Source organism: Cupriavidus sp. YR651 (assembly GCF_900101625.1).
Lineage (GTDB): Bacteria > Pseudomonadota > Gammaproteobacteria > Burkholderiales > Burkholderiaceae > Cupriavidus.
Genome location: NZ_FMYZ01000001.1, coordinates 150,288 through 170,506, shown reverse-complemented (window position 1 = coordinate 170,506; position 20,219 = coordinate 150,288). Strand labels below are relative to the sequence as shown.

17 protein-coding genes are annotated in these 20,219 nt (G+C 65.6%); 16 read left to right on the top strand and 1 reads right to left on the bottom strand.

Translation table 11 applies throughout. The features are described from left to right. Positions 1–114: 114 nt before the first annotated feature. The gene (locus BLR29_RS00750; RefSeq protein ID WP_092133810.1) at positions 115–1,620 is read right to left on the bottom strand and encodes an amino acid permease; all 1,506 of its coding nucleotides are present in this window, start codon (positions 1,618–1,620) and stop codon (positions 115–117) included. Positions 1,621–2,101: 481 nt separating this feature from the next. On the opposite strand from BLR29_RS00750, the gene BLR29_RS00745 reads away from it, so the two are divergent. The 16 genes from BLR29_RS00745 (at position 2,102) to BLR29_RS00670 (ending at position 20,219) form a co-directional block, all read left to right on the top strand. Further along, on the top strand, positions 2,102–4,183 hold the full coding sequence (locus BLR29_RS00745; RefSeq protein ID WP_092133808.1) for a 3-hydroxyacyl-CoA dehydrogenase NAD-binding domain-containing protein: 2,082 nt from the start codon (positions 2,102–2,104) through the stop codon (positions 4,181–4,183). A 30-nt stretch (positions 4,184–4,213) separates the two neighbouring features. Next, positions 4,214–4,879 carry a bifunctional nicotinamidase/pyrazinamidase gene (gene pncA / locus BLR29_RS00740; protein WP_092133806.1) on the top strand — a complete coding sequence of 222 codons (666 nt, stop codon included), beginning with the start codon at positions 4,214–4,216 and terminating at the stop codon, positions 4,877–4,879. Between the two features lie 63 nt (positions 4,880–4,942). Next, a complete protein-coding gene (locus tag BLR29_RS00735; RefSeq protein ID WP_092133804.1) occupies positions 4,943–6,121 on the top strand; it encodes an acetyl-CoA C-acyltransferase in 1,179 nt (392 codons plus the stop codon). 18 nt (positions 6,122–6,139) lie between these two features. Then, positions 6,140–6,559, top strand: coding sequence for a PaaI family thioesterase (locus BLR29_RS00730; RefSeq protein ID WP_092133802.1), 420 nt, complete (start codon positions 6,140–6,142; stop codon positions 6,557–6,559). Between the two features lie 127 nt (positions 6,560–6,686). Beyond that, entirely contained in the window at positions 6,687–8,546 is a 1,860-nt protein-coding gene (locus tag BLR29_RS00725; protein ID WP_092133800.1) for an acyl-CoA dehydrogenase, read from the top strand. Between the two features lie 72 nt (positions 8,547–8,618). Continuing rightward, positions 8,619–9,401 carry an SDR family oxidoreductase gene (locus BLR29_RS00720; RefSeq protein WP_092133798.1) on the top strand — a complete coding sequence of 261 codons (783 nt, stop codon included), beginning with the start codon at positions 8,619–8,621 and terminating at the stop codon, positions 9,399–9,401. Positions 9,402–9,471: 70 nt separating this feature from the next. After that, positions 9,472–9,912, top strand: coding sequence for a PaaI family thioesterase (locus BLR29_RS00715; protein WP_092133796.1), 441 nt, complete (start codon positions 9,472–9,474; stop codon positions 9,910–9,912). 59 nt (positions 9,913–9,971) lie between these two features. Then, positions 9,972–10,985, top strand: coding sequence for an NADP-dependent oxidoreductase (locus tag BLR29_RS00710; RefSeq protein ID WP_092133794.1), 1,014 nt, complete (start codon positions 9,972–9,974; stop codon positions 10,983–10,985). 100 nt (positions 10,986–11,085) lie between these two features. Further along, on the top strand, positions 11,086–11,931 hold the full coding sequence (locus BLR29_RS00705; protein ID WP_092133792.1) for a class II aldolase/adducin family protein: 846 nt from the start codon (positions 11,086–11,088) through the stop codon (positions 11,929–11,931). A gap of 3 nt (positions 11,932–11,934) precedes the next feature. Then, positions 11,935–12,747, top strand: a complete 813-nt coding sequence (locus tag BLR29_RS00700; RefSeq protein WP_092133790.1) for an SDR family oxidoreductase — start codon at positions 11,935–11,937, stop codon at positions 12,745–12,747. Between the two features lie 54 nt (positions 12,748–12,801). Continuing rightward, positions 12,802–13,737, top strand: a complete 936-nt coding sequence (locus BLR29_RS00695; RefSeq protein WP_092133788.1) for a glutathione S-transferase family protein — start codon at positions 12,802–12,804, stop codon at positions 13,735–13,737. Positions 13,738–13,813: 76 nt separating this feature from the next. Continuing rightward, a complete protein-coding gene (locus BLR29_RS00690) occupies positions 13,814–14,716 on the top strand; it encodes an SDR family oxidoreductase (RefSeq protein WP_092133786.1) in 903 nt (300 codons plus the stop codon). A 62-nt stretch (positions 14,717–14,778) separates the two neighbouring features. Further along, positions 14,779–15,699 carry an alpha/beta fold hydrolase gene (locus BLR29_RS00685; protein WP_092135351.1) on the top strand — a complete coding sequence of 307 codons (921 nt, stop codon included), beginning with the start codon at positions 14,779–14,781 and terminating at the stop codon, positions 15,697–15,699. Positions 15,700–16,019: 320 nt separating this feature from the next. After that, a complete protein-coding gene (locus tag BLR29_RS00680) occupies positions 16,020–16,589 on the top strand; it encodes a fimbrial protein (RefSeq protein WP_176860850.1) in 570 nt (189 codons plus the stop codon). A 100-nt stretch (positions 16,590–16,689) separates the two neighbouring features. Further along, positions 16,690–17,436 (top strand): fimbrial biogenesis chaperone, encoded by a 747-nt coding sequence (locus tag BLR29_RS00675; RefSeq protein ID WP_176860849.1) that lies wholly within the window; start codon positions 16,690–16,692, stop codon positions 17,434–17,436. Between the two features lie 122 nt (positions 17,437–17,558). Beyond that, on the top strand, positions 17,559–20,219 hold the full coding sequence (locus tag BLR29_RS00670) for a fimbria/pilus outer membrane usher protein (protein WP_176860848.1): 2,661 nt from the start codon (positions 17,559–17,561) through the stop codon (positions 20,217–20,219).

The following is a 20,219-nucleotide window of genomic DNA, read 5'->3' as shown; positions in this document are numbered from 1 at the left end:
ACAAGCGGTATGGACCACGCCCAGTTGAGCCACAGCCGGCGCTGCGGAATCTATTCGCTGAGGCAAAGGACTAGTTGTTGTACTTTGCCGGGGGAAGGTTGCATGCCGTTGCGATCAAGTCTTGCGCGTGCTGGCCGGCTTCGGCAACTCGAACGGCATGTCCTCGTAGTCGATCATCCGCGACTTGCGCACCAGGCGATAGCCGATCCATAGCGCCAGGAACATCGGTACGCCGATATAGGTGGCGAGGATTTCCTGCCAGCGGCCCGGGATATCGGCAAAGGCCTGGTAGTTCTGCCCGGCCACGATGACCAGGCACAGCACGCCCGCGAAGATCGGCCCGAACGGGTAGAGCGGGGACCGGTAGGCGAGGTCGCTGAGCTGGTACCCCTGGGCGATCAGCCCGCGGCGGAACCGATAGTGGCTGACCGCGATACCGAGCCACGCGAAGAAGCCGGTCATGGCCGACGTGTTCAGCAGCCACAGGTACACGGCCTTGTCGCCAAACAGTGAACTGAAGAAGCACAAGGCGCCGATCGCGGTCGTCGCCAGCAGCGCGTTGAACGGCACGCCGGCCCGTGTCAGCTTGCCGAACGCTCGCGGCGCACGGCCGCTGACGGCCAGCCCGTACAGGATCCGGGTGGAGACGTACATGCTCGAGGTGCCCGCCGACAGCAGCGCGGTAAGTACCACCGCGTTCATCAGCCCGGCGGCAAAGGCCAGCCCGGCGTGGCGGAACACCAGTGCGAACGGGCTCACGCCGACGTCGGTCACGTCGTTGCGCAGCAGGCTCGGGTCGGTGTAGGGAATCAGCACGCCGATGATCAGGATTGCCACCACATAGAACATCAGGATGCGCCAGAAGGTCTGGCGGATCGCGCGGGGAATCGTGCGGGCCGGGTCCTCGGCCTCGCCGGCGGCCACGCCGACGGTCTCGGTGCCCTGGAACGAGAATCCCGCGATCATCGCCACCGCGAACAGCCCCGGCACACCGCCCACGAAGGGGGCCTCGCCGGTGGTGAAGTTGTGCCAGCCGGATTGCGGTCCGCCCTTGAGAATGCCGAAGATCATCAGCACGCCCACGCCCAGGAAGATGATGACCGTGACGACCTTGATCAACGCGAACCAGTATTCGGCCTCGCCAAAGCCGCGCACGGAAAACGCGTTGAGCACGAACATCAGGGAGAGAAAGCCCGCGCTCCAGACCACGCCGGGAACGTCGGGAAACCAGTACTGCATGACGAGCTGCGCGGCGGTCAGCTCCACGGCGATGGTCACCGCCAGGCTGAACCAATAGTTCCAGCCGAGCGCGAAGCCGAAGCCTTCGTCCACGTACAAGGCGCTGTAGGTCACGAAGGAGCCGGCCACGGGCATGTGCACGGCCAGTTCGCCCAGGCTGGTCATCAGGCAATAGACCATCAGGCCGATGAGGCAGTAGGCCAGCAGGGCGCCGCCGGGGCCGGACTGGGCGATCGACGCGCCCGAGGCGACGAAGAGACCGGTACCGATGGCGCCGCCCAGCGCGATCATGGTCAGGTGGCGCGCCTTGAGCTTGCGGCGCAGGTCGTCGTGCTCGACGACCGGATGCTGGTGAGGGTGAGGGTGGGAGTGGGAAGGCATCAGGGTCGCTGGAACTTCGGGGGCCAGTGGCCTTGTGGGCCGCCGGGGCGTACGCCATCCCCAAAAACGAAAAGGCGCGAGTCTACCGCGTCTTTTTTAGTCGATTCGAGGACGGCGTCAAATAAAGTCGATTGCGCCCTCGATGCCGCCGATCCTCCTCGCGGCAAGTGCCGCTGGCGCCATAAGCCGGGCGTTTTCTACGGGTTCGCCCTGAGGGATTCCACCCCGGGCGAGGATCACCATGAACGCCGGAAAAGGCCGGCATGAAGCCCGCGCATGACGCGGTTTCCATGGTCGAAAATTGAAATTGAACGACCGTGCTATTTTGTGTATGCTTGATCCGCTCTTGTGCCCCCGGTTGCGCCCAGGGCCCGTGGAGCAAGGGATTGCGGGAATAAGAACAGCACTCGCGACACCCGGCAGGAAACCTTCATTCGAGAATTCGAATCCCGAGACAACTCAAGACACCAAAGGAACCCGCATGACAGCGCAATATCAGGTTCAGGACGGCGTAGCCGTCATCACGCTCGACAATCCCCCCGTCAACGGTCTTGGTCACAGTACCCGGCTGGGCATCGTCGAAGGCTTGACCCGTGCGCTGGACGATGCCGCCGTCAAGGCCATCGTCATCACCGGCGCCGGCAAGGCATTCTCGGGCGGCGCCGACATCCGCGAATTCAATACGCCCAAGGCCACGCAGGAGCCGACGCTGCATTCGGTGATCCGTGCCGTGGAAGCCTCGGCCAAGCCGGTCGTGGCTGCGATCCACTCCGTCGCCATGGGCGGCGGCCTGGAACTGGCCCTGGGCTGCAACTACCGCGTCGCCGCGAAGGGCGCCCAGATCGCGCTGCCGGAAGTCAAGCTCGGCCTGCTGCCGGGCGCTGGCGGCACGCAGCGCCTGCCGCGCGTGATCGGCCTCGAGCATGCCCTGAACATGATCGTGTCGGGCACGGCCATTCCCTCGGAGAAGTTCGCCGGCTCGAAGCTGTTCGACGAGGTTGTCGATGGCGACGTCCTGCCCGCCGCCGTGAAGTTTGCCCAGAACGTGGCCGCCGCCCCCGGCCCGTACCCGAAGGTGCGCGACCTGAAGGTCAAGCACGAGAACGCCGAAGGCTTCCTGGCCTTCGCGAAGAACACCGTGACCGCCGTGGCCAAGAATTTCCCGGCCCCGGGCAAGTGCGTGGAGGCCGTGGCCGCCTCGCTCAAGCCGTTCGAAGCCGGTCTGAAGGCCGAGCGCGAAGGCTTCATGTACCTGGTCGGCACGCCGGAATCGCGCGCGCTGCGCCATGCGTTCTTCGGCGAGCGCGCCGCCAGCAAGATCCCCGACGTGCCCGAAGGCACGCCGACCCGCAAGATCGAAAAGATCGCCGTGATCGGCGCCGGCACGATGGGCGGCGGCATCACCATGAACTTCCTGAACGCCGGCATTCCGGTGACCATGCTGGAAACGAAGCAGGAAGCGCTGGACCGCGGCGTGGCCACGATCCGCAAGAACTACGAAAACAGCGCCAAGAAGGGCAAGCTGACGCAGGAAAAGGTCGAGCAGCGCATGGCCCTGCTGACCCCGTCGCTGTCCTATGACGACATCAAGGACGCGGACATGGTGATCGAAGCCGTGTTCGAGGAAATGGGCGTCAAGGAAATCGTCTTCAAGAAGCTGGACGAAGTGATGAAGGATGGCGCGATCCTGGCCTCCAACACCTCCACGCTGGACGTGAACAAGATTGCCTCGTTCACCAAGCGTCCGCAGGATGTGGTCGGCATGCACTTCTTCAGCCCGGCCAACGTGATGAAGCTGCTGGAAGTGGTGCGTGGCGAGAAGACCGGCAAGGACGTGCTGGCCACCGTGATGCAGATCGCCAAGAAGATCAAGAAGACCGCCGTGGTGTCGGGCGTGTGCGATGGCTTCATCGGCAACCGCATGATCGAGCAATACAGCCGCCAGGCCGGCTACCTGCTGGACGAAGGCGCGCTGCCGGAGCAAGTCGACAAGGCCATCGAGAAATTCGGCTTCGCCATGGGCCCGTTCCGCATGGGCGACCTGGCCGGCAACGACATCGGCTGGGCCATCCGCAAGCGCCGCGCCGTGGACAAGCCGGACATCCAGTATTCGAAGACCGCCGACAAGCTGTGCGAACTGGGCCGCTTCGGCCAGAAGACGGGCGCCGGCTGGTACGACTACAAGGCGGGCGACCGCAAGCCGTACCCGAACCAGCAGGTCAACGACATGATCGTCGAGCACTCGAAGGAGCTCGGCATCACGCGCCGCAAGATCTCGGATGAAGAGATCGTGGAACGCCTGGTGTTCGCGCTGGTGAACGAAGGCGCCAAGATCCTGCAGGAAGGCATTGCCTCGAAGGCATCGGACATCGACATGGTCTACCTGACCGGCTACGGCTTCCCGCTGTTCCGCGGTGGTCCGATGCTGTACGCGGACCAGGTGGGCCTGTTCAACGTGGCGCAGTCGATGAAGCGCTACGCCAAGGGTTACCACGGCGAAGCCTGGGCCGTCGCGCCGCTGCTGCAGAAGCTGGCCGACGAGGGCAAGGGCTTCAACGGCTGATGACCATCGCGTGAGGAAGCAGGGGCGACCATGACCTACGGCGCGCAGGATTGCCTGCTGGTGATCGACGTACAGAACGACTTCATGCCGGGCGGTGCGCTGGCCGTGCCGCATGGCGACGAAGTCGTGCCCGTCATCAACCGGCTGGCGCAGGTGTTTGGCCATGTGGTGCTGACGCAGGACTGGCATCCGGCCGGTCACGCGTCGTTTGCCACCAGCCACGCCGGTGCGGCGCCGTTCCAGACCGCCACGTTGCCGTATGGCGAGCAGGTGCTGTGGCCGGACCACTGCGTGCAGGACACGCCGGGCGCCGCGCTGCATGCGGACCTGCACGTGCCGCATGCCCGGCTGGTGATCCGCAAGGGCCACCATGCTGGCGTGGACAGCTACTCCGCCTTCCTGGAGGCGGACCGCACCACGAAGACGGGCCTGGCGGGCTACCTGCGCGAGCAGGGCGTTGCGCGGGTCTTCTGCGTCGGCCTGGCCACGGACTACTGCGTCGCCTGGAGCGCGCTCGATGCACGCGCCGCGGGCTTCGAGGCGGTGATGGTCGAGGACGCCTGCCGCGCGATCGACCTGAACGGATCGCTCGACAAGGCCTGGCAGGACCTGGCCGCGGCCGGCGTCCGGCGCACGACTTCCGACGCGCTGCTGGCCGGGGCCGCCAGTCACAACCCCTGGCTTCCTGAATCCTGACGCTTCACGCCGAACACACTGAATATTTCTCGCAAGAGACACCAAGATACCGAGGAGCAAGACATGAACGAGGCAGTCATCGTATCCACGGCCCGCACCGGGCTGGCCAAGAGCTGGAAGGGCGCTTTCAACATGACCCACGGCGCGACCCTGGGCGGTCACGCCGTCCAGCACGCCATCGCGCGCGCCAAGATCGACGCTGGCGAGGTGGAAGACGTGCTGATGGGCTGTGCCAACCCGGAAGGCGCCACCGGTGCCAACATCGCGCGCCAGATCGCCCTGCGCGCAGGTTGCCCGGTCACCGTGCCCGGCGCCACCGTGAACCGCTTCTGCTCGTCCGGCCTGCAGACCATCGCCATGGCAGCGCAGCGCGTGATCGCCGATGAAGGCGACATCTTCGTGGCCGGCGGCGTGGAATCCATCTCGTGCGTGCAGCAGGAGATGAACCGCCACATGCTGCAGGAAAGCTGGCTGAACAAGAACAAGCCGGAGATCTACTGGAGCATGCTGCAGACCGCCGAGAACGTGGCCAAGCGCTACAAGATCTCGAAGGAGCGCCAGGACGAGTACGGCGTGCGGAGCCAGCTGCGTGCCGCCGCCGCCCAGGAAGCCGGCAAGTTCAAGGACGAGATCGTGCCGATGACGGTCCTGGCCGGCGTGGCCGACAAGGCCACCGGTCAGCTGATGACGAAGGAAGTCACGATCGACTCGGACGAAGGCATCCGCGCCGACACCACGCTGGAAGGCGTGGCGAAGATCCGCACGGCCATGCCCGGCGGCGTGGTCACGGCGGGCAACGCGTCGCAGTTCTCGGACGGCGCCTCGGCGGCGGTGGTGATGAACGCCCGCGTGGCGGCTGCGAAGGGCCTGCAGCCGCTGGGCGTGTTCCGCGGCTTTGCCGTGGCCGGTTGCGAGCCCGACGAAATGGGCATCGGCCCGGTGTTCGCGGTGCCCAAGCTGCTCAAGAAGACCGGCCTGAAGGTCGAGGACATCGGCCTGTGGGAGCTGAACGAGGCCTTCGCGGTGCAGGTGCTGTACTGCGCCGACAAGCTGGGCATTCCGATGGACCGCCTGAACGTCAACGGTGGCGCCATCGCCGTGGGCCACCCGTACGGCGTGTCCGGTGCCCGCCTGGTCGGCCATGCGCTGATCGAGGGCAAGCGCCGTGGCGTGAAGTACGTCGTGGTGACGATGTGCATCGGCGGCGGCCAGGGCGCGGCCGGCCTGTTCGAAGTGCTCTGACCGGCAAGGCCTGACGCGATGTCCGTCGATCTGCTCGCGATGGGCCGGAAGGTGCTGGCCAGCCAGCCCTTTTCGGTCCTGATTGGCGCGGAGCTTGCCGCGCTGTCGCCCGGCAAGGCCGAACTGCGCCTGCCGACGCAGCACGCGCTGCTACAGCAGCATGGCTTCGTCCATGGCGGCGTGGTGAGCTACCTGGCGGACAACGCGTTGACCTACGCGGGCGGTGCGGCCATGGCCGCACCGGTCGTGACGTCCGAGTACAAGATCAACTACGTCCGTCCGGCGATTGGCGACACGCTGATCGCGCGGGCAGAGTGCGTGACCAGCGGCCGCCAGCAGGCGGTGGTCCGTTGCGACGTCTTCGTGGTCAGGGATGGCGAGGAAAAGCTCTGCGCGGTGGCGCAGGGCACCATCGCCCGCCTTGGCGAAGGCGGCTGACACCGCACGAAGGGCAAGGGCGCATCGGCGCCCTTTTCTTTCGCCGCGAGTTTCGCCGCGCGTCGGCCGCATCGCGCGCATTTGCCTTGCCGGACTTTCAACGCATGCCCCTGAGAGCTTTCCTGCCATGTCGCTGATTCTTTCCCGTCGTGACCTGAATTTCGTCCTGTACGAATGGCTCAAGGCCGAGGAGCTGGCCCGCATTCCGCGCTACGCCGATCATTCGCGCGAGACCTTCGACGCCGCGCTCGACACCTGCGAGAAGATCGCCACCGACCTGTTTGCGCCGCACAACAAGAAGAGCGACGCCAACGAGCCGCACTTCGACGGCGAGACGGTCACCATCATTCCGGAAGTCAAGGCCGCGTTGCGCGCGTTCTGCGAGGCCGGGCTGATGGCCGCCGGCCAGGACTACGAGTACGGCGGCATGCAACTGCCGGTGACGCTGGAAAAGGCCGCCTTCGCATACTTCAAGGCCGCCAACGTCGGCACGAGTTCCTATCCGTTCCTGACCATCGGCAACGCCAACCTGCTGCTCACGCATGGCACGCAGGCGCAGATCGATACGTTCGTGCGCCCGGAGCTGGAAGGCCGCTTCTTCGGCACGATGTGCCTCTCGGAGCCGCAAGCGGGGTCGTCGCTGTCGGATATCACCACGCGCGCCGACTACGAGGGCGAGTCCCCGCTGGGCGCGCAGTATCGTCTGCGCGGCAACAAGATGTGGATTTCCGCCGGCGAGCATGAACTGTCGGACAACATCGTCCATCTGGTGCTGGCCAAGATTCCGGGCCCGGATGGCAAGCCGATTCCGGGCGTGAAGGGCATTTCGCTGTTCATCGTGCCGAAGTATCTGGTGAACGACGACGGCTCGCTGGGCGAGCACAACGACGTGGTGCTGGCTGGCCTGAACCATAAGATGGGGTATCGCGGCACCACCAACTGCCTGCTGAACTTCGGCGAAGGCATGAAGTACCGACCGGACGGCAAGGCCGGCGCCATCGGCTATCTGGTTGGCGAGCCCCACAAGGGCCTGGCGTGCATGTTCCACATGATGAACGAGGCCCGGATCGGTGTGGGCCTCGGCGCGGTGACGCTCGGATATACGGGCTACCTGCATGCGCTCGACTACGCGCGCAATCGACCGCAAGGCCGCCCGGTGGGCCCCGGCGGCAAGGACCCTTCCAGCCCGCAGGTCAGGCTGGTGGAGCACGCCGACATCCGCCGCATGCTGCTGGCGCAGAAGAGCTATGTCGAAGGCGGCCTCGCGCTGAACCTGTATTGCGCGCGGCTGGTCGACGAGGAGCACGCAGCCAGTGCGGCGGGAGAGACCGACAAGCATCGCGAGCTGTCGCTGCTGCTGGACATCCTGACGCCGATCGCCAAGAGCTGGCCGTCGCAATGGTGCCTGGAGGCCAACAACCTGGCGATCCAGGTGCACGGCGGCTACGGCTACACGCGCGAATACAACGTCGAGCAGTTCTATCGTGACAACCGCCTGAACCCGATCCACGAAGGCACGCACGGCATCCAGGGCCTGGACCTGCTGGGCCGCAAGGTCGTGATGCAGGACGGCGCGGCATTCCGCCTGCTGGGCGAACGCGTGCAGGCGACGTGCCGGCAGGCACTGGCCAGCGGAGACCCGTGGCTGGGCGAGCAGGCCCGTGCGCTGGGTGCCGCCGTCGCCCGCCTCTCGGACGTGACCCGGACCCTGTGGGCCGCGGGCGATCCGAACGTGACGCTCGCCAACGCATCGATCTACCTCGAGGCGTTCGGGCATGCCGTCGTGGCGTGGATCTGGCTGGAGCAGGCGCTGGTTGCGCACGCGGCGTTGCCGGGCGCGCAGGGCGAGGATGCCGATTTCTATCGCGGCAAGCTGGCCGCCACGGCGTATTTCTACCGCTTCGAGCTGCCGAAGATCCACCCGCAGCTCGACCTGCTGGCCACGCTCGACCGGACCACGCTGGACATGCAGGACGCGTGGTTCTGACGCAGGCAAGCCGCCAACATCGCGCAACGATTCCGCGTGGCGGCTTGAGATAACAAATATTGGGAGACAACGATGCATACCATCCAGCAACTATTCGACCTCAAGGGCCGTACGGCCCTGATTACCGGCGGCTCGCGCGGCCTGGGGCTGCAGATCGCCGAGGCGCTCGGCGAGCAGGGTGCCCGGCTGGTGCTGTCGGCACGCAAGGCCGATGAACTGCAGAGCGCGCAGGCGCACCTGAAGGCGCGTGGCATCGAAGCCGACTGGATCGCCGCCGACGGCGCGCGCGACGCCGATATCGCCCGCCTGGCGGACGAGGCGCTGGCGAAGCTGGGCCACGTCGACATTCTCGTCAACAACGCCGGCGCCACCTGGGGCGCCCCCGCCGAGGATCATCCGATCGAAGCGTGGGACAAGGTGATGAACCTGAACATCCGCGGGTTGTTCCTGCTGACGCAGCGCATCGGCAAGCTGTCGATGATCCCGCGCCGCCACGGCCGCGTGATCAACGTGGCGTCGATCGCCGGGCTGGCGGGCAACCCGCCGGGATCGATGGAGACCATCGCCTACAACACCTCCAAGGGTGCCGTGATCAACTTCACGCGCACGCTGGCGGCCGAATGGGGCGAGCACAACATCACCGTCAACGCGCTGGCGCCGGGTTTCTTCCCGTCGAAGATGACCAAGGGTTCGCTGGATCGGCTGGGCGTCGACGCGATGTGTGCCGGCGTGCCCCTGCACCGCCTGGGCGACGACGAAGACCTCAAGGGCGCCGCGCTGCTGTTTGCCACCGCTGCCGGCAAGCACATCACCGGCCAGGTGCTGGCCGTGGATGGCGGCGTGAGCGCGGTCTGAGCGCGTGCTCTAATGTCGGGCGCGCCGGCAGGGGCCGGCCGCTCGCCAGTTTTCATCCGTAGCCACGACCATGACGCAACACAACGGTTTCCAACACAAGATCCCTTTCCTTGCCGACCTCGGCGTACGGTGCAACTTCATGGAAGGCGGCCGCAGCGAGATCGAACTCGATCTCCTGGAGCGCCACCAGAACAGCTGGGACATGGCCCACGGCGGCGTGCTGATGACGCTGCTGGACGTGGCGATGGCCATCGCCGGTCGCTCGTCGGACACCGAAGGGCGCGGCGTGGTGACCATCGAAATGAAGACGAGCTTCATGGCGCCGGGCCGGGGCAAGCTGACCGCGCGCGGCGTGACGGTGCACCGCACCACCACGATGGTCTTCTGCGAAGGAGAAATCGTGGACGCCGACGGCAAGACCGTGTCCAAGGCATCCGGCACGTTCAAGTACATCAAGCGCATGCCACCCAGGCGCGAAGCCGGGGCGGCCGATTCGGGCGCGGACGGCTGATCCCGCCGCACCGGTTGTTGACAACCATAGCCTTACCTTACCGAGCGAAGGAACCCACCATGTCGAACCCAACCTACAAGCGCATCGTCCTGGCCTCGCGCCCTGAAGCGGCCGTCACGCCGGACAACTTCCGCCTGGAAGAGGTGCCCGTGCCCGATCTGGCCGACGGCCAGGTGCTGGTGCGTAACCATTTCCTGTCGCTGGACCCCTACATGCGCGGCCGCATGGGCGAGGGCAAGTCCTACGCCAATCCGCAGCCGCTCAATGAGGTGATGATCGGCGGCACCGTGGGCGAGGTCATCGCCAGCAAGAACCCGAAGTGGAACGTTGGCGACAAGGTCGTCGGCATGTTCGGCTGGCAGGAAATGGGCGTGACGGACGGCGGCGGCATGCAGAAGGTCGACACCACGCACATTCCGTTGTCCGCGTACCTGGGGTCGGTGGGCATGCCCGGTGTGACCGCCTGGTATGGCCTGAACAAGATCATCGCGCCGAAGGCGGGCGAAACCGTCGTGGTCAGCGCCGCGTCCGGTGCGGTGGGCAGCGTGGTCGGCCAGTTGGCCAAGCTGGCGGGCTGCCGCGTGGTCGGCGTAGCCGGCGGCAAGGACAAGTGCGACTACGTGGTCAAGGAACTGGGTTTCGACGCCTGCGTGGATTACAAGGCCGCGAAGGATTCGAAGGAGCTCTACGCCATGGTCAAGGAAGTCACGCCGGACGGCATCGACGGCTACTTCGAGAACGTTGGCGGCGACATCCTTGACGTGGTGCTGGCGCGCCTGAACGCCTTTGGCCGGATCGCCATGTGCGGCCTGATCGCGGGCTATGACGGCCAGGACATGCCGTTGAAGAACCCGCGTGCGATCCTGGTGTCGCGCGCGAAGATCGAAGGCTTTATCGTCTCCGAACACATGGAAGTCTGGCCGCAGGCCCTCAGGGAACTGGGCGGCTACGTGGCCCAGGGCAAAATCAAGTTCCGCGAGAGCATCGCCGACGGCCTGGCCAGCGCGCCGGAGGCCTTCATGGGCCTGCTCAAGGGCAAGAACTTCGGCAAGCAACTGGTGAAGCTGATCTGAGCCAGCGCCCCGGCCGGCCTCCCGCAGGCTGGCCGGGCCATCGTCTGACAACGCCGCGCGAACACCACGACGCGGCGAAAGACACAAGGAGACACGCCCCATGAATGCCCCGCAATCCACGGCCGCACGCCCGGACGAGATGGCCGCCGGCCTGTCCGAAGAGGTCAAGGCCCGCTATCGCAACCTGCCACGCCCGCCGCAGTTCGATACCCCGGCGCAGGAGCGCCTGCACCGCAAGCAACGGCTGGCGGCGGCCTTCCGCCTGTTCTCGAAATTCGGTTTCGATGAAGGCGTGGCCGGCCACATCACCGCGCGCGATCCCGAGTTCACGGACACCTTCTGGGTGAATCCGTTCGGCGTCCACTTCAGCCAGGTCAAGGTGTCCAACCTGATCCGCTGCGATCACCATGGCAACGTGGTCGAGGGCGACTACCCGGTCAATGCGGCCGCATTCGCGATCCATTCGCGCGTGCACCAGACCCGCGCCGACGCCGTGGCTGCCGCGCACTCGCACAGCACCCATGGCCGCGCATGGTCCACGCTGGGCCGCCTGCTCGATCCGCTGACGCAGGACGTCTGCGCGTTCTACAACGACCACGCCCTTTATGACGATTTTGGCGGGGTGGTGGTGGAACTCGACGAGGGCCAGCGCATCGCCAACGCGCTGGGCGACAACAAGGCGGCGATCCTGCAGAACCACGGCTTGCTGACGGTCGGCAAGACGGTGGACGAGGCGGCGTGGTGGTTCATCACCATGGAGCGCTCCTGCCAGGTCCAGCTGCTGGCGGAAGCCGCCGTGGCGCGTACCAATGCGCCGCTCAAGGTCATCAGCGATGCGGCCGCGCGCCAGGCCTATTCGATCGTGGGGACGTCGCAGGCGGGCTGGTTCCAGTTCCAGCCGCTGTACGCCCGCATCGTCAAGGAACAGCCGGACCTGCTGGACTGACACATGGCCCCGTTCACCGGAAAGGTGGTACTGATCACGGGCGCCTCGGACGGCATCGGCGCGGAACTGGCGTTGCAGCTCGCCCAGCAGGGCGCGCGGCTGGCGCTGGCCGCGCGCCGCCGCGACTTGCTGGAAGCGCTGGCCGCCCGCATTCGCACCGAATTCCCGGCCGCCGATGCCGCGGTCTGGACCGTCGACGTGGCCGACGAGGCGGCCTGCGGCGGCCTGATCCGCGACGTGGTGGCGCACTACGGCGGGCTGGACGTGCTCGTCAATAACGCAGGCGTGTCCGCGCATGGCTACTTCGAGCAGGTATCGGACTACCACTACTACGAGCACGTCATGCGCGTGAATTACTTCGGCGCGATGTGGTGCACGCGGGAGGCGCTGCCGCACCTGCGCGCGCGCCGGGGGCTGATGGTGGCGGTGTCCAGCCTGGCGGGCAAGGTCGGGGTGCCGGGGCGGACGGCCTACTCGGCCAGCAAGTTCGCGCTGGCCGGCTTCTGCGAGGCCCTGCGGTGCGAACTGCAGGGCAGCGGCGTGGATGTCTGCGTGGTGTTTCCGGGCGTGGTGGCGACGGCAACGCGGGTCAACGGTTTCGGACCCGATGGCCGCCCCCTTGGCGAAAGCCGCCTGCGCGAGGATGATGCGATGAGCGCACACGAGTGCGCGCGCCAGATGGTGGCCGCGATGGCCGCCCGCAAGCGCGAACTCGTGATGACCGCCAAGGGACGACTCGGGCTGTGGCTGAAGCTGCTGGCACCGGCGCTGGTCGACCGCATGGCGCTCAAGGCGCTCAAGCAGGCGGGCCGCTGATGCCGGGCGGCCGCCGACGATAACGCAACGTCCGCAACCAGGGAGCCGGGACGCATGCCTGACATCATTCTTCACCAATACGCCACCTCACCGTTCTCCGAGAAGATCCGCCTTGTGCTGGGCGCCAAGGGATTGTCCTGGAACGCGGTGGAAATCCCGCCGATCCTGCCCAAGCCCGACCTGATCGCGCTGACCGGTGGCTACCGGCGCACGCCGGTCATGCAGATCGGTGCCGATATCTACTGCGATACGGCGCTGATCTGCGACGTGCTGGACCGCATGGCGCCGAATCCGCCGCTGTATCCGGTCGCGCAGTCGGCGCAGTCGCGCATCATGGCGGCGTGGCTGGACAGCGTGCTGTTCACCGCGTCGGTGACCTACACCATGCAACCCGCGGGCGTGCAGGTCATGCTGGCCCATCTTTCGCCGGGGCAGATCCAGGCCTTCATGGCCGACCGCAAGGCCATGCGCGGCGACACCAACGCGCTGCGCATGCCATTGCCGGAAGCGGCGGCGATGCTGCACGAAACCCTGGGCCGACTGCAAGCGCAATTCGCCGCCGGCGTGGCCCATGTGGCGGGGATGGAATTGTCGATCGCCGATTTCTCGCTGTTCCACAACCTCTGGTTTATTCGCCGCGCCACGCCGCTGGCGGCGCTGATCGACGCCTATCCGCTGGTCAAGACCTGGTTCGCGCGGATGCAGGCCTACGGACACGGCAAGCTGCGCGTGATTCCGGGCGAAGCCGCCATCGGCGATGCCCAGAACAACGATCCGCTGCCGCACGATCCCACGATCCTGCCCGGCAGCAGCCTGGCTGGCGGCGATGCCGTGACCGTGACGCCGACCGACTATGCGAAGGATCCGGTGGCAGGGGTTTTGCTGTCGCTGACAGAGCATCACGTGACGATCCGCCGGCAGGACCCGCGTGCGGGAGCGGTAAACGTCCATTTCCCGCGCCAGGGGTACCACGTGCAGGCGGCGGGCTGACGCCTGCAGCCTGCCGTGGACATCTGTCGCGGACGTTTTTGACCATTCAACCAATCATTGCCCGGAGGAGACAACAATGAAGCAATTCGAAAGCAAGGTGGCGGTGATTACGGGCGGCGCGTCCGGTTTCGGCAAGGAGTTCGCCCGGATCGGTGCTTCGCTCGGCATGAAGCTGGTGCTGGCCGATGTGCAGGAGGACGCGCTCGACGCCACCGTGGCCGAGTTCAAGGCGCAGGGCGCGCAGGTCATCGGCCTGCGTACCGATGTGTCGCGCGCCGAAGAGGTGCAGGCGCTGGCCGATGCGGCCATTGCCGCGTTCGGTGAAGTCAACCTGCTGTTCAACAACGCAGGCGTGGGCGCGGGCGGGCTGCTCTGGGAAAACACTGAAAAAGACTGGGATTGGGTGCTTGGCGTCAACCTGTACGGTGTGATTCACGGCGTGCGCATCTTCACGCCGCTGATGCTGGCGGCGGCGGAAAAAGATCCCGCCTACCGGGGCCACATCATCAACACGGCGTCGATGGCCGGCCTGCTCAACCCGCCGGCGATGGGCGTCTACAACGTGTCCAAGCACGCGGTGGTGTCGCTGTCCGAATCGCTGTACCAGGACCTCAGCCTGGTGACCGAGCAGGTACATTGCTCGGTGCTGTGCCCGTATTTCGTGCCGACCGGCATCAGCCAGTCGCACCGCAACCGTCCGGCCGGGATGAGCAACGATGCGCCGCCGACGCGCTCGCAACTGGTGTCGCAGGCGTTGTCGGACAAGGCCGTCAGTTCAGGCAAGGTCACGGCGGCGGACGTCGCGACGATCACCTTCGACGCGATTCGCGACGAAAGCTTCTATATTTACTCCCACCCGCAGGCACTGGAAACAGTGCGTCAGCGCATGGAAGACATCGTCAGCCAGCGCAACCCCGGGGATCCGTTCGGCGACAAGAAGGAAGTGCGCGCCGGCCTGATCGCTGCCCTGCGCGGTTGAGCCGGCCCGCCGCCACAGACCGACCGGAAAAAGGAAAAGAAGATATGGCGATGGAGACCGTCATGACCACACCCGCCGTGATTCACCATCTTCAGTTTGCCAACCTGCCCAACGGCACGCGGCTGCACTACGCCAGCGCCGGGGAGCAGGGCAGGCCGCTGGTCCTGTTCGTCCACGGCTTTCCGGAGTTCTGGTACGCCTGGGAGAAACAGCTCGCGCAGTTCGGCCAGACGCATTTCGCGGTGGCGCCGGACCTGCGCGGGTTCAATCTGTCGAGCAAGCCCGCCGCCGTGGAGGCCTACAAGCCCAAGCGGCTGGTCGAGGATCTCGTGCAGTTCATCCGGGCACTGGGCTATGAGCGCTGCGTGATCGTGGCGCACGACTGGGGCGGGGCGGTCTGCTGGAACCTGGCCGTGCAGTTTCCGGACATCGTCGAGCGGCTGGTGATCATCAACTCGCCGCATCCCTATGTGTTCGCGCGCGCGCTCGCCGCCGATCCGGCCCAGCAACAGGCATCGGCCTACATGAACTGGCTGCGCAAGCCGGGCTCGGAGCAGACGCTGGCGGCGAATGACTTCGCGCTGCTGGAAAAGCTGCTGACGGGCAATGCGGAGAAGCTGCCCGCCTGGTTTGCCGGCGACGTCCGTGCGAAATATCACGCGGCGTGGTCGCAACCGGGGGAGGACGCGTCGCATCCGCTGACCGGCAGCATCAACTACTACCGCGCGTCACCGATGCATCCTCCGGGGCCCGGTGAAGCGGCGCCGGACATATCGCGCCTTGACCCGTCCGCGTTCGTCGTGCGCGTGCCCACGCTGGTGATCTGGGGGGAGAACGATCGCGCGTTGCCGAAGTCCCTGGTCGACGGGCTCGAAGACCATGTGCCCGACATGCGTCTGGAGCGAATCCCCGATGGCACGCATTGGGTGATTCACGAACAACCGGAACGGATCAATCAGCTGATTCGGAGCGCGCTCCCCTGAGTCGCAATTTTTCTCGTCATCCATGGCGCCTGCGGGCGCCATTTTTTTGTTCGCAATTTCTGGTCGCAATCGACTTTGATATTTTAATTATGGATATTGATTTCTGATTTAAAAAAATAATATTGGAATAGGAAATTTCCTGAATTAAGCAATCTGTTGCGGAAATGTGCTTTTGATATTTGGCTGATTTGCGATTTACGGAGAATCGATAAATTCAGATGATCCGGGGTGTTCGCGACAAGCCTGTCGCGAGAAAAAGAGGCGAGCCGTTGCGACCCTTGCCTCTTCCGTCCAAACCAGTGAATCAGGAGCAATCAAGAATGAAACGTCATGCCATCGCATTGCTGATCGGCGCCGCCGCGGGATTGGCCAGCAGTGGAGCGTGGGCGCAAGCCGGCGTCATCAACATCACCGGTGCACTCAGGGGGTCAACCTGCAAGGTCAATGGGACGACGCCGAGCGGTCCCAGCCCGGTTCCGGTTGCGGTGATGATGGATACATTCGCGACCACCAGCCTCAGAACTGCGGGCGACACGACAGGACTGAAGGGTTTCCGGATTACGCTGTCCGATTGCGATCCGGCAACTTACAAGATCAAGTTCGACCCCAGTTCGGCTACGACTGTCAACACCGCCACGGGTCGGCTGCGCAATACGACTACCGGCGCGAGCGCGGCAACGCTCGTCGAAGTCGAGGTGCTCAGCAACAATCTCGAATCCATCAACCTCCTGAGCAATTCAGGTAACACGCAGGAAATCATTGTGCCTCCCCCGACAGGCACGTCAACGGTCGCCGCACCCTTTGACTTCTACGTGCGCTACTTCGCGACGGGCGCCGCGACGGCGGGCGCATTCACCGGCACGCTGCCTTTCAGCATTCAAATCAACTAATCATGCAACGGGTTGCCGCCATCGGAATGGTGGCGGTGGCCGTGGCAAGTGACAAATGAAGATCCATGCTGGAAGGCTTTTTCTGGCGGCAGTGTGTTTCATGCTGTCGTCCATCGCGTCGGCCGACGTTGTCATTCAGGGGACGCGCATCATCTATCCCGCCTCGGAGCGGCAGGTCAGTGTCAAGCTGACCAACGGTGGCGAGCATCCCGCGCTGGTGCAGGTCTGGGCCGATCGTTCGGAACACGAGTCGCCGTTCACGCCGAAGGATCTTGAGAACGCGCCTTTCCTGATCACGCCGCCGATCTTCCGAATCGATGGCGCGCAATCGCAGACATTACGTCTGCGCTTCGCCGGCGAGGAAGTGCCGCAGGATCGCGAATCGGTCTTCTGGCTCAACATGCTCGAGGTGCCGCCCGAGCCGCCGGCTGCCGCCAATGGCGAGGAAAGCAACTACGTGCAGTTCGCCATCCGTGTCCGCATCAAGATCTTCTACCGGCCCGAAGGACTGGCCGGATCGATGGGGTCCACGGTGGAGGGGTTGCGCTGGACGTTGGTGCCAAACGGGGAGCAAGGCAAACCGGTGCTGCGCGTCAGCAACCCCGGCACGTACCACACCTCATTCAACCGGGTCGAACTGGTGTCGGACGGCAAGTCCTACCCATACGAACTCGGCGGCATGGTCGCGCCGGGTGGCCACACCGACTTTCCGATCTCGGGGTCGCCACCATCCCGGGTGACGTCAGGCCAGGTCAAGTTCAAATGGTTGAGCGACTACGGCGCCGCCATCGACGCCGAGGCGCCGTTGTCCGTCGCGGGTAGCGACGCGAGGCCCGCGAGTCCCTGAGCCCAGCGGTGGAGGCGCCCGACCCCACCACCCGTCCAATTATTTCCACCGGATCTGAAGTCCCGCGCGCCATGCCGGCGTCGCGGCGACAGCTTGCACCCTGGCGCCATCGCGTTCACACCATGCATACGAACGATGCCTTCCTCCATACCCGGTCCGGGCGGCGCAATCCGCGCTTGTGGGTGCCGAAGCACCTGTGCCTGTGCATTGCGCTCGCATTGCAGGGCGGGGCCTTCGCCGCACAGGAGGATCAGCCGGCCCTGCGCTTCAGCAGCGACCTGTTCCGAGACGCCAGCGGCCAGCCGGTCGATGTGTCGCGATTCGCCCATGGCAACCCGGTCATGCCGGGGCAATACGATGCCGATCTGTACGCGAATGGCGCATTGGTGGCGCGGCAGACTTTCGATATTGGCGTCGATGACGAAGGCCACGCAACGGTTTGCCTGTCCCATGCGATGTTGATGCGGGTCGGCGTCGACCTGACGCTGCTGCCCGCTCCGGCGCGCGCGAGGGCGCTTCAGGAGGAGGGTGACTGCGTCGACCCGACGGAAATCGTGCCGGACGCGCACGTGAAGTTCGACTTCAGCGAACTGCGCATCGACCTTGAGGTGCCGCAAGCCTACCTGCGGCGCAACCCGCGTGGTTATGTCGATCCGCAGTTCTGGGACGAAGGCGTGACTGCCGGGGTGCTCGGCTACGACGCCAATGTCTATCGGAACTGGACTCGCGGACGCGCCGACACCGAGGCATTCGTGGGCCTCGACGCAAACTTCAATGTGCGCGGCTGGCAATTGCGCCATCAGGGCAGCCTGACCGGCCGCATCGCGGGCGGCGATGTGCGGCAACGGTATGCCGCGCTCAATACCTATATGCGCCACGACGTCACGGCGTTGCGTGCCCAATTCCTCGCGGGGCAGTCGTACACGCCGGGCGATCTGTTCGATGGCTTCAGCTTCACCGGGGTGCAGCTCACCAGCGACGACCGGATGCTGCCCGATTCGCAGCGCAGCTTCGCACCCGTGGTGCGCGGCGTGGCGGCCACCAACGCCCGGGTGACGGTCCGCCAGGGCAGCAGCGTGGTCTACGAGACCACGGTTCCGCCAGGGCCATTCGTCATCGACGATCTGTACGACACCGGTTATGCCGGCGACCTGACCGTGACAGTGGCCGAAGCCGATGGCCGCAGCCACAGTTTCCTGCTGCCGTATGCGAGCATCCCGCAACTGCTGCGCCCCGAGACGCATCGATTCAGTGCCACGGCCGGCGTGCTGCGCGACGAGTCCCTCACCACGCACCGTCCGTTCGTTCAGGGCACCTATCGCAAGGGCATCTCCAATACGTTGACGCTGTACGGTGGCATCACAGCCTCGCTGCAGTATCAGGGCGCGGTGGGTGGCGCGGCCATTCTGACGCCGGTCGGTGCCATTGCGGCCGATGTTTCGCAGTCGTGGAGCCAGGGGGTGCTTGCCCGCGGCCGCGGCGAGCGCGCGCCCAAGGGGCAGAGCTATCGGCTGACCTATAGCTATCGCATTGCCGAAACCGATACGAGCTTCACGCTGGGTGCCTATCGCTACTCAAGTCATGGCTATCTGACGTTCGCGGAGTCCGAGCGGGCGCGCTCGTTCGAAGTACCGCCGCCGCAGACTGTGCGCCAGCGGCTGCAACTGAACCTGTCGCAACCGCTGCCCGGCGAGCACGGCAGTGTCTTCTTCAATGGCTACCTGTCCAGCTACTGGGGACGGTCGGGGTCCGATGTCAGCTTTTCCGCCGGCTATACGCGGAGCTTCTCCTTTGGCTCGGCGAGTCTCAACGTCCAGCGCAGCCGCGCGCAGAACGGCAGATTCGACAATCAGGTCGTGCTGTCGCTGACCCTGCCGCTGGGCAAGTTGCCGCGAACTCCCATCGCGCAGGCTCGGGTCGGCTACAACGGGCCCGGGAAGGTCGATTCGCAGGTATCGGTCTCCGGCACGGGCAACGACGAGGGCACGCTGTCGTACAACGCATTCGCCAATTACTCGCGCGGGCATGGCGACAACGCGGTCAGTGGCGGCGGCATCGGTTACCAGGCGCCTGCGGCGGCAATCAATGTCAGCGGCAGTGCCGGCGCGGACTTCTCCCAGCTGTCCGCCGCGATCCAGGGCAGCGTCGTCGCGCATCCGGGCGGCATCACGCTGTCCCAGCGGGCTGGTGGCGACGCCATCGCGGTCCTCGAGGCCCCCGGTGCCGAAGGCGCGAGCGTACTCGGTGGCGTGGGCATCCGCGTGAATCGGTCCGGCTTCGCGGTGTTGCCGACCTTGTCGCCGTACCGGATGAACGAGATCGGCATCAACGCCGACAGCACGCGGGACGACGTCGACGTGCTGGGTAGCGCCACGATGGTGGCGCCACGTGCCGGCGCGGTGGTCATGGTGAAGTTCCGCACCGAGCGCGGCCAACCGGTGATGCTGCGTGCCGTGCGCGCCAACGGCAAGCCGCTGCCGATCGGCGGGGATGTTCGCGATGCGGCGGGAAAATCGGTGGCCGTCGTCGGCCAGGGTGGGCTCGTTTTCCTGCGCAGCGCGCCGGGCGATCAGGTCTTCACGGTCACGTGGGGGAAGAGCGGGGCGCAACGATGCACGATCCGGCACCGGGTGCCGGTCGTCGAGGCGGGGAAGCAACCACCGATCGGTGCCGCGCGGGTGGTGTGCCACGGTGCCGATGCGTCGGCGCAGCGCCCGGGCGATGTCGCCGGGCTATCCCATGCTCGCCCTGGCAAGCAAGCCAATAGTCCAGTCCAGCGTTAA

Excerpts from the sequence above, each read along its gene's own strand:
- BLR29_RS00705 (WP_092133792.1), top strand. The coding sequence starts at position 11,086 with ATGAATGCCCCGCAATCCACGGCCGCACGCCCGGACGAGATGGCCGCC.
- BLR29_RS00710 (WP_092133794.1), top strand. The coding sequence starts at position 9,972 with ATGTCGAACCCAACCTACAAGCGCATCGTCCTGGCCTCGCGCCCTGAA.
- BLR29_RS00700 (WP_092133790.1), top strand. The coding sequence starts at position 11,935 with ATGGCCCCGTTCACCGGAAAGGTGGTACTGATCACGGGCGCCTCGGAC.
- BLR29_RS00680 (WP_176860850.1), top strand. The coding sequence starts at position 16,020 with ATGAAACGTCATGCCATCGCATTGCTGATCGGCGCCGCCGCGGGATTG.
- BLR29_RS00695 (WP_092133788.1), top strand. The coding sequence starts at position 12,802 with ATGCCTGACATCATTCTTCACCAATACGCCACCTCACCGTTCTCCGAG.
- BLR29_RS00675 (WP_176860849.1), top strand. The coding sequence starts at position 16,690 with ATGCTGTCGTCCATCGCGTCGGCCGACGTTGTCATTCAGGGGACGCGC.
- BLR29_RS00720 (WP_092133798.1), top strand. The coding sequence starts at position 8,619 with ATGCATACCATCCAGCAACTATTCGACCTCAAGGGCCGTACGGCCCTG.
- BLR29_RS00735 (WP_092133804.1), top strand. The coding sequence starts at position 4,943 with ATGAACGAGGCAGTCATCGTATCCACGGCCCGCACCGGGCTGGCCAAG.
- BLR29_RS00715 (WP_092133796.1), top strand. The coding sequence starts at position 9,472 with ATGACGCAACACAACGGTTTCCAACACAAGATCCCTTTCCTTGCCGAC.
- BLR29_RS00745 (WP_092133808.1), top strand. The coding sequence starts at position 2,102 with ATGACAGCGCAATATCAGGTTCAGGACGGCGTAGCCGTCATCACGCTC.
- BLR29_RS00750 (WP_092133810.1), bottom strand. The coding sequence starts at position 1,620 with ATGCCTTCCCACTCCCACCCTCACCCTCACCAGCATCCGGTCGTCGAG.
- pncA (WP_092133806.1), top strand. The coding sequence starts at position 4,214 with ATGACCTACGGCGCGCAGGATTGCCTGCTGGTGATCGACGTACAGAAC.
- BLR29_RS00725 (WP_092133800.1), top strand. The coding sequence starts at position 6,687 with ATGTCGCTGATTCTTTCCCGTCGTGACCTGAATTTCGTCCTGTACGAA.
- BLR29_RS00690 (WP_092133786.1), top strand. The coding sequence starts at position 13,814 with ATGAAGCAATTCGAAAGCAAGGTGGCGGTGATTACGGGCGGCGCGTCC.
- BLR29_RS00670 (WP_176860848.1), top strand. The coding sequence starts at position 17,559 with ATGCATACGAACGATGCCTTCCTCCATACCCGGTCCGGGCGGCGCAAT.
- BLR29_RS00730 (WP_092133802.1), top strand. The coding sequence starts at position 6,140 with ATGTCCGTCGATCTGCTCGCGATGGGCCGGAAGGTGCTGGCCAGCCAG.
- BLR29_RS00685 (WP_092135351.1), top strand. The coding sequence starts at position 14,779 with ATGACCACACCCGCCGTGATTCACCATCTTCAGTTTGCCAACCTGCCC.